14 protein-coding genes are annotated in these 11,473 nt (G+C 48.3%); 1 reads left to right on the top strand and 13 read right to left on the bottom strand.

Annotation, left to right across the window (positions count from 1 at the left end; genetic code table 11):
• Window positions 1–32: 32 nt before the first annotated feature.
• From ACFQZR_RS25940 to ACFQZR_RS25900, 9 genes are all read right to left on the bottom strand, one after another.
• A complete protein-coding gene (locus ACFQZR_RS25940) occupies window positions 33–971 on the bottom strand; it encodes a metallophosphoesterase family protein (protein WP_379351250.1) in 939 nt (312 codons plus the stop codon).
• Between the two features lie 339 nt (window positions 972–1,310).
• Entirely contained in the window at window positions 1,311–2,039 is a 729-nt protein-coding gene (locus tag ACFQZR_RS25935) for an MgtC/SapB family protein (RefSeq protein ID WP_018757388.1), read from the bottom strand.
• A gap of 24 nt (window positions 2,040–2,063) precedes the next feature.
• Entirely contained in the window at window positions 2,064–3,104 is a 1,041-nt protein-coding gene (locus tag ACFQZR_RS25930; protein WP_379351249.1) for an ABC transporter ATP-binding protein, read from the bottom strand.
• Window positions 3,101–3,952 carry an ABC transporter permease gene (locus ACFQZR_RS25925; protein WP_379351248.1) on the bottom strand — a complete coding sequence of 284 codons (852 nt, stop codon included), beginning with the start codon at window positions 3,950–3,952 and terminating at the stop codon, window positions 3,101–3,103. The genes ACFQZR_RS25930 and ACFQZR_RS25925 overlap by 4 nt, the downstream gene beginning before the upstream one ends.
• Complete coding sequence (locus ACFQZR_RS25920) at window positions 3,949–4,806, bottom strand: ABC transporter permease (RefSeq protein ID WP_379351247.1); 858 nt, start codon at window positions 4,804–4,806, stop codon at window positions 3,949–3,951. The genes ACFQZR_RS25925 and ACFQZR_RS25920 overlap by 4 nt, the downstream gene beginning before the upstream one ends.
• A complete protein-coding gene (locus ACFQZR_RS25915) occupies window positions 4,773–5,894 on the bottom strand; it encodes an ABC transporter substrate-binding protein (RefSeq protein WP_379351246.1) in 1,122 nt (373 codons plus the stop codon). Before ACFQZR_RS25915 ends, ACFQZR_RS25920 begins: the two co-directional genes overlap by 34 nt.
• A 380-nt stretch (window positions 5,895–6,274) precedes the next feature.
• On the bottom strand, window positions 6,275–6,472 hold the full coding sequence (locus tag ACFQZR_RS25910; RefSeq protein WP_018757383.1) for a YwbE family protein: 198 nt from the start codon (window positions 6,470–6,472) through the stop codon (window positions 6,275–6,277).
• Window positions 6,473–6,488: 16 nt separating this feature from the next.
• The gene (gene infC / locus ACFQZR_RS25905) at window positions 6,489–6,977 is read right to left on the bottom strand and encodes a translation initiation factor IF-3 (protein ID WP_379351245.1); all 489 of its coding nucleotides are present in this window, start codon (window positions 6,975–6,977) and stop codon (window positions 6,489–6,491) included.
• 36 nt (window positions 6,978–7,013) lie between these two features.
• Complete coding sequence (locus ACFQZR_RS25900; protein ID WP_379351244.1) at window positions 7,014–7,520, bottom strand: metal-dependent hydrolase; 507 nt, start codon at window positions 7,518–7,520, stop codon at window positions 7,014–7,016.
• 174 nt (window positions 7,521–7,694) lie between these two features.
• On the opposite strand from ACFQZR_RS25900, the gene ACFQZR_RS25895 reads away from it, so the two are divergent.
• On the top strand, window positions 7,695–8,306 hold the full coding sequence (locus ACFQZR_RS25895; protein WP_379351243.1) for a hypothetical protein: 612 nt from the start codon (window positions 7,695–7,697) through the stop codon (window positions 8,304–8,306).
• 153 nt (window positions 8,307–8,459) lie between these two features.
• Here the strand turns inward: ACFQZR_RS25895 and ACFQZR_RS25890 are convergent, their stop codons facing one another.
• The 4 genes from ACFQZR_RS25890 to ACFQZR_RS25875 form a co-directional block, all read right to left on the bottom strand.
• Window positions 8,460–9,437 (bottom strand): alpha/beta hydrolase, encoded by a 978-nt coding sequence (locus ACFQZR_RS25890; protein ID WP_379351242.1) that lies wholly within the window; start codon window positions 9,435–9,437, stop codon window positions 8,460–8,462.
• Window positions 9,430–10,068, bottom strand: a complete 639-nt coding sequence (locus ACFQZR_RS25885) for a TetR/AcrR family transcriptional regulator (RefSeq protein WP_379351241.1) — start codon at window positions 10,066–10,068, stop codon at window positions 9,430–9,432. The genes ACFQZR_RS25890 and ACFQZR_RS25885 overlap by 8 nt, the downstream gene beginning before the upstream one ends.
• Before the next feature lie 183 nt (window positions 10,069–10,251).
• Window positions 10,252–10,422, bottom strand: coding sequence for a tyrosine-protein phosphatase (locus ACFQZR_RS25880; RefSeq protein ID WP_379351240.1), 171 nt, complete (start codon window positions 10,420–10,422; stop codon window positions 10,252–10,254).
• A 73-nt stretch (window positions 10,423–10,495) separates the two neighbouring features.
• Complete coding sequence (locus ACFQZR_RS25875) at window positions 10,496–11,428, bottom strand: manganese-dependent inorganic pyrophosphatase (RefSeq protein WP_379351459.1); 933 nt, start codon at window positions 11,426–11,428, stop codon at window positions 10,496–10,498.
• Between the last annotated feature and the right edge of the window lie 45 nt (window positions 11,429–11,473).

Genomic DNA, 11,473 nt, shown 5'->3' with positions numbered 1-11,473 from the left:
GGACGAAGGCCGCATTTTTTTCTCTTTATTCATTAACCCAACGTATTCTGAGCTTCGGATGTCGCCTCCTGCGCAATGACCGATCCGTCTTCAAGCCGCATCCATGTCTTGAACGCTCGGCTGCCCTCCTCAAGCTGGATCACGCGCGCACCTTTCAAGAACCCTTCCCTGCTATAGCTGTTGTATCCTGTCTTGCGGCCGTAACAGAGCTGGATTCGGTGCAATTCACCGATATAATCATTCGTATGGTCATGGCCGACGAAGGTTCCCATCACATCCCCCATCTCAACCATCGCGGCGAACAACCCGGTATTAATACGAGGGCAGCAGACTGGTTCGAACCGATCGCCTACCGTGTTGCCTTGCTCCCATGCAGTGACATATTCTTGGAGTGGAATGTGGAAGAACGCCAGCGCTGGCAATGGTGTGCCCCCATTCTTGGCCGTATAGGCCCTTGATTCCTGCTCATACCACGCGATCTGGCTGCGATCAATCCAGCCATAGCCGTCCACGTGAGAGACCGTCGATACGCTTCCGGAATCCAGATGATAGAGCAGCGCTGCCGGTACGCCTTGCGCATTCACAACCTCCAGACAATAATTACCGACGCCGGCGATCGATGCTGGACCCGGAACGGCGAGACAATGCGAGTTCTTCATTGCTTGTTCCATCAGCTGTTCCCGCGTAATATTGACTTCGGTATCATGGTTGCCGAATACGACCGTCCAAGGCACTTGACGCTCTTCGACGACCTGGACAGCCATCTGGAACGATTCCAGCTGATGATCTCCACAGTGGTGCGCTTCAATGACATCGCCTGTAAATACGACCAGATCCGGCTGCTCCACATCGACGATTTGACCGATCAACGCACAGGTCTGCTCATCCTTCGCGTCGCGACGCTGAATATGAATGTCTGTAAATTGAACGATTTTGAATGTACGATCCTCACGAAATTGTAATGTTGTCATTTCCCCATATCTCCTCTGTCCTCATATTGTAATGAAGCGCCTGAGCGCTTGTCCATTCATTAGAAGACTTGGCAGCCGTATTAGAGCGTTCAAAAAGTCGGCATTTCAGCACCGAGAAGGTTGCGAGAACCTGAAGGGTCTATGCTTCCGTAGGGAGTTTTTCTTCGAAAAACTTTCAGAGTAACGGAGTTTAGGCAAAACCTAAATGAGTACCTGAAATGTTTCCAGAGGAAACATACTTCGTAAGCATATTCTCTCGAAGGTGAACGCAAGATTCGATGTCGATTATGCTTCCTGAATGACTTCGTGATCAAATGATGACTTTTTGAACAATCTCTATTAGAGCGAATCTCCTACGGTCTCAAGTCCATAGATGCCTTCCATTTCGGCTAAAGTCACGACCACCTCCTCATATCGATTCACACGCTTCAGCTTCAGATGTAGTCTTACAATCAATAATCCATCCGAATCGACAACTTCACCTTCCTCTTTCTCAACGACCAGCTTATTCATCTGAATGCCCTTATCACTCAAGTAATCCACAACTTGGTTCAGACTTGAGGACCCCCGGGCCATCTTCAGGACCAACTGCCTTGTTGCCTTAGTCCGTGAGAACCGCTTCTCCATCTTATTCAAGAAGAACAAGCTGACGACGACGAGCAGGGTTAGAATACCCGCTCCGTAATAGAACCCCGCGCCAGCTGACAACCCGATTGCCGCCACCACCCATAGCGAGGCTGCTGTCGTAAGTCCTGAGATCGTCAGCCCCGTTCGTAGTATTGTCCCTGCTCCAAGAAATCCGATTCCGCTAATCACTTGTGCAGCAAGCCTTGCCGGGTCGAGACGCACATTCGGGTCAGCCGCGAATGCTGCGAAGCCATACATTGATAATAACGCGATCGCAGCAGAACCCAGACAGACTAGAATATGCGTTCGAAACCCCGCAGAATGGCCGCCAAGCTCGCGTTCCAGTCCGATCAAACCGCCCAGCAGAAGGGCAAGCAACAAACGAATGGTCATCTCTAGATTGCTAATGTGCCAAATCATTGGATCATATGTCGTGTTCACCTGGCATCTCCCTTTTACCCATCATCATGCTAACGCATTCAAAACACGGCAATCCTCCACTGGGAGGAACAGCCGTACATTCGTACCTTCCCCAACCCGCCTTGTATCCTGATCATGCAATCGATCGACGATCACCTGCATGGCCTGCACGCGAATGAAATACCGTATAACATTGCCAAGAATCATGCTGCGCTCCACCCTTCCTTCGCCGAGGCGCATCCATGCCGCATCGAACAAGCCGTCTTCTTCCTCCGTAGGAACAATCCGAATCGATTCCGGCCGCACGGCGTACAGCTCCCCGGGCGGCATCTGTGCCAGCTGGCTCTTCGAGAGCTCCTCCTTGCGCCAGACATTATAGCTGCCGATGAACTTCGCGACGAATTCCGTTGCCGGCGCCGTATAGATCTCTGCCGGCGTTCCTTGCTGTTCCATGATGCCGTTATTCATCACCACAATCCGATCCGAGATCGTAAGCGCCTCTTCCTGATCGTGGGTCACGAAGATGGTCGTCATCTTCAGCTTCCGCTGGATGTCGCGAATCTGGTGCCGCAGATGCCTGCGAATTTTGGCATCGAGCGCGCTCAACGGTTCATCCAGCAGCAGCACCTTCGGGCGCTTCACGAGTGCGCGGGCAAGTGCGACCCGCTGCTGCTGACCGCCAGATAATTGCGCAGGGTATTGATTTTCTTTGCCGCGCAAATCGATTAATGCAATCATCTCTTCCACGAGAGGGGTATAGTCACGCTTCGTCATCTTCTCCATCTTGAGCCCGAAGGCAATGTTCTCGAAGACAGACATATTCGGAAATAACGCATACGATTGGAATACCATCCCGACCTGCCGCTCCTTCGGCGACAACTGTGTGATATTCCGCCCACCGACAATGATCGAACCCGAGTCGATCGAGATCAGACCCGCGATGGCGCGAAGCAGCGTGCTTTTGCCGCAGCCAGAAGGACCCAGCATCGTGAGGAACTCGCCCTCTTCGATCGTAAAATCAATATCCCTCAGAACGGTCTGTCCTTCATACGTCTTACGCACCGTATCAATATGAATGTAGCTCATTGATCCTCTCCCCCCGGTTTCGGATGTGCGAGATAGCCTTTTGGCTTCCGCTTGCCCAGCTTCAGCACGATGCCTGAGATCAAGAAAATAAACAAAAAGTACGTTACGACCACGGCGCTCGCCGATGGACCAGACACCTTCATCGCATTATATAGATACTGTTGGACCGTCTCGAACTCCCCGCCAACAAGCATCCGACCCATGACGAACTCGCCGAATACCATCGAGAAGGATAAGAGGCAAGCGACCAACGTGCCGGACCATATATTCGGAAGAATAATTCGGAGGAACGCATTCATCTTCCCTGACCCGAGCACTTCAGCCGCTTCCATCAAATCCTTCGCATGGATCGTCCTCAGGCTGCTCCGCACGCTCTGGTAGATGAACGGCTGGATGAGGATGAAGTAGACCGCAATCAGAATCCAGATCGTACCTGTTAATGGTACTGGACCGCCGGAATAAAGCTTAATCAGACCAATCGCTGCCACAACAGGCGGAAATGCAAACGGCAGCATCACGGAAATCTGAAGCAGCTTCTCCCACTTCGGAAAGTACACGGCGAGGACGAAAATCACCGGCACCATCACCGCTAACCCCAAGGATACGGTCAACACGCCAACGAGCAGCGTACGCAGCATAGCGAACAAAAATCTCGGATCGCTGAAAATATGCCCATACCACGATAGCGTATAGCTCGTAGGCAAAATGCTAGATTGCCAATCCTTCGCGATGGAGAAGAGCAGCGTCGCGACGATCGGAAGAAATAAATAGAGTAAGAGGATCGCAATGATGATCCTCGGCCCTGCTCCCTTTCTGCGAGCAGCCGCCGGCTGCGAAGATCGCCTCATAAGCCTCTCCTCCTCGAATACCGTGTCATCCACTCATTGAGGAACATCGCGAGCAGCATGATGATCGCGAGAATCACCGCTAGTGCGCTGCCAAGCTGGAAGTTCGGGAAGATATCGCCCGATACAAGCGCGGCGATCCGGATCGACAGGAGATTGAAGTTGCTGCCGGTCAAGGCATAAGCTGTCGCATAGGCCCCTAACGCATTCGCAATCAGAATACTGAATGTCCCTAGAATGCTCGGGAGCATCGTCGGGATCCCGATATGCCTCCAGAACCGCCATGCGGATGCGCCGAGCAGCGCCGATGCTTCCTTCCACTCCTCGCGAATCCCGTGGAAGATCGGATAGACGAGCAGAATCGCGAGCGGGATCTGGTAGTAGATGTATAGTAAGAGAAGCCCGTTCTCGGTATAGAGATCGAACTTCGAGAGTGAATCCAGCCCCAGCTTCTGAAACAGCAGGGTAAATGCTCCGTTGTTGCCGAGCATGATCATATATGCAAAGGCAAGCGGCACACCGACGAAATTCGTAATCATGTTGGATGCCATCAGCATCCGATCGCGAAACCCTTCGGAGAGTCGGGTAATGGCATACCCGCATACCAAGGCAATGATGATCCCGACAATGCTCGAGATGAGCGCCACCTTCAAGCTGTTCCATATCGCCTGCAGATAAATATCGCTCGTGAAAGTTCTTATGTATTGGCCAAGGGAGAACCCTTGGCCGCTATCATCCTGAAAACTCATCACCAGCATGCCTGCAATGGGCAGCAATTCAAAAGCCACAATCCAAATCAATAACGGAATACAGACGAGCAGCATTACTTTATTTTGGATTGGACCTGTTCTAGCCATAATTGTGGCAGCTCCTTAATCGATTTCTCCCAAGCCTTGAAATCACTGATCGGTTTGGCATTCGCATACTCATCGCTGCTAATCAATTTGGAGGCAACATCATCCGGCAGCTTCACGCTGGAACGGATGGGGCGCGCATACCCTTTGGCTAGATTGATCTGACCCTCATCACTGAAAATATAAGCCCGTGCCAGCATCGCTGCGTTCGGATTCTTCGCATTTTTGTTAATGACGGAAGCATAACCGCTCGTTACGCTGCCTTCTTTCGGGATATGAATCTCAAATTTTGCCGGATCGATCTGATCCCGATACCCTAAGGAGTTGAAATCCCATAGTGTGACCACTTGGATCTCGCCTTTCTGGATGTTCGGCACGGTTGCATCGACCTTAGAGATCCGATCTTTCGACGCTAAATCCGCGAAGTAATCGAGTCCAGGCTTCAGGTTGGTCACATCCCCGCCGAACGCCATCGCCGCGGCGAGCACAACATGCTGTGCTTGGGCTGCTTTGCTGACGTCACCAAGTGCGACTTTGTAATTCCCTTCCTTCAGATCCGCCCAGCTCGTCGGGCATTTGTCGACCAAGGTCTTGTTGCAGAGGAACGAGATCGTGCCGGTATACCCAACCATCCAGTCTCCGTCATCATCCTTCGCCCATGCCGGGACTTCATCCCAGAATTCCGTTTTATATTTGAGCGTTAACCCTTTCTCTTCCGCGACCGGACCAAAGGCAATGCCAACGTCGCCAATATCGGGCGGACTGCCTTTCTCCGTCTCGAATTTGGCTAGCTCTTCCGCGCTGGACATGTCTGTATCCGTGTGCTCAATTTTGTATTTGCTGAGCAAGTCGTCCCATGTCCCTTTCCAGTTCGCCCAAGAGTCCGGCATCCCTACGCTGGCTAACTTCCCTTCCTTCTGCGCGAGCGGTACCAGCTCTTGCAGCGTTAGCGTCTTGCCTCCGTTTCCATTCGAACCCGAATCATCCCCCGTCTTCGTGTCTGATGAACAAGCTGCCAGTAAAGTCATGCTCGTTAGCGCCGCTGCAAGTGCAAGAATTGTGAAGAACCTTACGCCTCTCCAAGACTTCATACTTCCACCTCTCCCCATATCGCTAGGATTAAATCTATACAACCCAACTCCGTGAATCCCGGAATCAGAGCGGTAACTGGATCGGGTGCTGCGACTCTCGTATGCAGAGACTTATTTCACTATAAGCGTGCTTGTTCTTCAATATTCATGAATTTCTGATTAAAACAGGTATTACAATTTATTTATGTTGTTTCTTGTTGTTTATGTTTGTTTCTTTTTTGATGTTATCGCAAATTTGCGGTAGGTTCAACAATAATTCTATCTATCGGGGCAAAAAAAAGTGAAGGATCACCTTCACTGCATAACCACGCAAATGGAAATGGGTTATGCTCACACGTCAAATAAAAAGAGCATCGACCTCTCGGTCCATGCTCTTGGCCTTACTTCGATATAATGTTCTTCACGCGTCCAACTTGTCCGCTCGTGAGTCGCACCTTAATCCCATGCGGATGCTGCGGGGAATTCGTGAGAATGTCCTTCACCGTCCCTGCTGTCAAGGCACCTGTCCGCTGATCTTGTTTCAACACGATTTCCACTTCGAGACCCGGGCGAATATTCGCGCGTAACTGTCCACTCATCGCTGTCACTTCCTTCTTAGGCTCTTGGCTTGATGATCGCAATCACTTGCTTGCCGCTGACTTGAATCCCCCGCTCTAACTGGCCGGATTCAGACAAGTCGCGGACCATCTCTTCTGCAACCCGCTTCGCAGGGTCCGTCTGCTTGCGATCAACGAGTACCGTCAGCTGCACACTGTTCCCGGTGCTGAGAATGCGCTCCGCCTGTCGCTTCTTCGTGTCGTAGTCATGCTCCTCGATCGCCGACGTCACGCGAATTTCTTTGACTTTGGCAGGGGCTGACGCCTTGCGCTCTTGCTGCTTCTGCTGATTCTTCTCTTGCTTATGTACGTTCTTCGCTACGAGCTTACACGGCGGCGGGCTCGACATTAACGAGAGACAGACGAGATCGACCTTCAGCTCTCTCGCCATCCGAAGCGCTTCGGCCGTCGCCACCACTCCAAGATCCTCGCCATTCACACCGGTCAACTTCACTTCCGACGCTTTGATTTGTTCATTTGTAATCATTTTTCAACCTCCTAAACCTCCTGACTCCTCATTCAGTTATAGCATACCCTTAGGTAACAAATATACGAACGGGATGACAATGACCGCAACCAGTAAGATCATACAGAATACACTTTCGCCAAAAGACCCCGTATCGATCGCCATAAACTTCGGCAGAATACGGAATTTCCTCTTCCATGGCCAGAATAATGCTACACCCTGTTCATTCAACAAGTCAATGAGGGGATGGGATGCATACGCTAAGAGACAGGTCCAATAGAAAAAGTTCGATAAGGGCGATAAGAGAAAAGCGAGTGCAATGAGTGCAACAATCGAGTGCGTTAAGGTTCGATGCTTCACGCCGAGGAATTGCAGCAAATAAGATAAAGGCAAGAAAACCTTGGCCATTGTCGACCCTTTCTTATCGATATCCGCTAGCGGCCCGGCGAGACATCCGATCAGCAGCGCTGCACCAGATTCCCAAGAGATGAGAGGCTGCTGAAAATAAATCATAACACCTTCGGCGGCAAGCACGCCGGCTAGGCTGTGTGTTTTCTGAAGCATAATTCCATCCTCCGCGTTTCTACTATGGTGTATTGTATTCTCCTAACGGAGTACTTCATTATAGCAAACATACGATCGCATGGCGAGAGAAGATTGGTAAGCGCGATCAAAGTCAAACAATAAATAGAAAACATAGATTAGAAATGGTAAAATATGACGGATAGAGGTGAGGATATGCGGTACATATCATGTGTTCTAATCATTATATTTATATTAACAGGCTGTGCATCAGACTCTGGCAAAAACGGGCCTACCACCATCACATTAACGCCTGTCGACATGTTCAGCGGTAACGCTGCGAAATTGAAACCATTTCTTGGCACCATGTCCGGCGCATTCAAACTGCGTTATGAGGGGAAAAGGCCTAATGCTAGTCTAGATATCGATCTATGGAAAAACGGAAAAAAAACAGCCTCCTCCGGATCTATTGGGGATTTGTTCTTTAGCCCGAACGAAGAAGATAACGAAATGGAAGTCATGATATCAATGGATACGGATTACTACGCATCCGAAGGACAAGAAAAGATGATCAAGGTGAAAGTCGGAATCACCCATGCGACTGGATCCAGCCTAATGACCTTTACCATCCCATGGGATAAAAAATACACTGCGCTGGGACTGCTCAGCGAGTTTGAACCACGTACCTTCCACAAAGATGACGCGGTGCCTGTATGGGGCATGCAAGCAACGAGCACGAATACCATTCGGACGGCTGACTTGTCGACTGAATCCCTAAGCAGACTGGAAGCGGCGATCCTCTTCACGCTGCGCATTGAGGACCAATAACAGCAAGGGGAACATCAACGGACTTGATCCGTGATGTTCCCCTTGATTCGTGTTCCGGTCATGAAGCCGTCATTCGACGCTATCATTTTATCAAGTGACAGCAGAAAAGCCAGTTTCCCCCTACTATAAGGAACACCGGCTTTCATGTCGTTTCTACTCTTTTCCTATATACTTATCCATAAAGCGATCTACTTTTTGGAAATATTCAGTGGGGTAATGATTGATGGCATCGATATGCTCCGTATTATGCGGGTACCATACTTCTGCATACGGGTCGTCTTTTAATGACTCCCAAATTGCTTCTGTATTTTTATAACTAATTTGCTGATCTCCAGTTCCATGAATCAGCATAACTGGCTTGTCTTTCATCTTCTTTACTGCATCCATAGGAGATACGGAATCAAGATCAACCTTTAAGACCCATTTACCCACCCATGTCGATGTATAACTAAATGGAAAAGAAGGTAAACCTGAGAAGAAGGGCAAACCCTCTCTCAGAAATAGACCTGCATTACGAAAAGGACTATCTGCAACTACAGCTTTGATGTCTTCACTTTCACTTGCGGCTAGCAAAGTAGTAGCAGCACCCATTGAAAAGCCAATAACTCCAATGTTATCACCAGCATGGTCTCTGGATTTTAAATAGCTTACAGCTCCAAGCAAATCATATTTTTCATTGAGGCCAAGTGTAATCATATTACCATCGGATTTACCTTGCGAACTGAGGTCAAATGCCAATACATTATAGCCTTTCGGAACGAAATGCTCTACTAACTTTTTGGTCCGCCCTTTGACTAAACGATTGCTTGTATATCCATGGACGACAATAATCGTCTTATCACTTGCCTTATTGGAAAGACCAGTTGCATGAAAGAAGGAACCTCTAATCGTATTATCATTTTTCAAGCTCTTGAACTCAACCTCTTCGTAGGGAGTTTTATCGATATTCAAGTCGTAGCTGACATTCGTGTCTCTAGGATGGTGCATCAAGGTATCCATTACTTTATAGGATATAAAAAATACTAAACCCACCACAAGCAATAGCACGATCCCTAGGATCAATATAATTTTCCTCCGTTTTTTCGAACGAACGTTTAATGTCAAATTTGGTTGTAATGATGTTTCACTCATTCAGATTACCTCGCATTTTTTTATGTTGTGTAGGTGCGAACAAATATAAGGCGTGCTCCTTCAAATTTCCCCACTCGGGGTGATGAATAATACTTTCTCCAAGAGTTAAGCCTATCCCATTTAAGAAAGAGATATAGGCACGAGAGATCATAGCTGGTGAAAAATTTTTGTTGAATTCTCCCATTAACTGTCCCTTGGCATAGACGCATTCGATAGTATCTGTCATTACTTTTGTACTTTCAAGGACCTTCTGTGTAAGTTCAGGAAATCTTATCCGTTGTCCTAAGACATATTGAATAAGCCGCAATTCATTTGTATAGCAATAGATATGATTGAATTGTTCTTCTACCATGTTCTTAATCAATACGCCCGGCGTCCCCTCTTGTTTTAGACAAGCAAGCGACTTCTCCTGAATATCAGCAAGCGGCTCAATGACAGCGGCGTAGAATAAGGCTTCTTTGCTTGGGAAATATTGAAAGATGGTTCCAGCAGTCACTCCCACACGCTGCGCAATGAGAGCCGTTGTGGTATTAGAATATCCATTTTCTGCAAACAGGACAACGGCTTCTTTTAGTATACAACTACGCCGCTCCTGTCTTTTTTCTTCATTGATTGGTCTTGCCAAATTCATTCCCACTCTCTATAGATTTATTTGTAATTAGTTAATTAAATAATCAATCATTTAATTAATAATATATCTTTAATTACGAATTATTGCAAGCGTGAATTCATCCTACTCATGAGAAGAATGGAACTCCACAAATAAAAACAAGCCAGAGCGCTCCCAACATGCGCTCTGGCTTGTTTTTTTATATTACTTTGTTAGATCTAATAGCACCTTCTTGTCCGCAGGTGTTAGCTTATGCAAGCTATCCACCCGCAGCACACGATGCCATGTCGTCTCTTGCCCATTCTGCGTCTTGTATTCGCCAAGACGAACATTCGCAGCCCCTTCCAACTCGATATATCGCACATGCTCTGACACATCAAAAAAAGCGACCCATTTTCGAAGTTATCTCCGGAATGGCCGCTTATTTTTGCAAATATTAAACAATTAATTATTGCGCATTGAATGTATCTGTCAATACAGGTACGATCTGCGACTTACGAGATACAACACCTTTTAGAACTGCTTTGTTGTCCGACAACGTTACGTTGTAAGCTTTCTCCACGATGTGTGCCGATGCGCCTAGGGCTAGACCAACGGAATCATTGTTCAAGATGTCTGTTACCACAAGCAGGAACAAGTCCAATCCTTTGTCCTCGATGATTGTGTTCAGCGCCGCTTCCAGCTCGACTTGACGACTAAGAACATCGTTCACATCAACCGCATTCACTTGCGCGATTTCGACTTTTGCATTACCCATTTGGAATTCTTTCGCATCCAGAGAGATCAGTTGCGCAATCGTCTTGTCGCTTAGGTCTGCACCAGCTTTCAACATTTCAAGACCATATGCGTCTGCATCCACACCTGCGATTTCAGCAAGCTCACGCGCTGCAGCTACGTCTTGCGCTGTGCAAGTCGGGGATTTGAACAGCAAGGAGTCCGAGATAATCGCAGACAACATCAACCCTGCGATTTGCTTGTCGATGACAATACCGTTCTCTTTGTACATTTTGTTCAAGATCGTCGCTGTGCATCCTACCGGCTCAGCACGGTAGTAAATCGGACCGCTTGTCTCGAAGTTCGCGATACGGTGGTGGTCGATAACTTCGATAACACGCACCTTCTCAATGTCGTTCGCACTTTGTTGACGCTCATTATGGTCGACGAGGATAACTTCCTTCGCTTCATCCGCAACATTCTCTACAAGACGCGGCGCTTCCACCTGAAAATGCTGGAGCGCGTACGCTGTCTCGCCGTTCACTTCACCTAGACGAATAGCCTCAACGTTCGCGCCAAGCTTCGTCTTCAAGTCTGCATAAGCAATTGCAGAGCAAATCGTATCTGTATCAGGGTTTTTGTGTCCGAAAATCAATACTTTTTCCATCATCGTACTCCTTATTGATCGAATTTTATTATGTTCAAAGTATAA

The sequence above is a fragment of the Paenibacillus sp. GCM10027629 genome (assembly GCF_042676425.1).
In the GTDB taxonomy this organism is placed as follows: domain Bacteria; phylum Bacillota; class Bacilli; order Paenibacillales; family Paenibacillaceae; genus Paenibacillus_K; species Paenibacillus_K terrigena.
The sequence above is the reverse complement of the archived record's forward strand: the minus strand, read 5'-3'. Positions and strand labels throughout refer to the sequence as shown.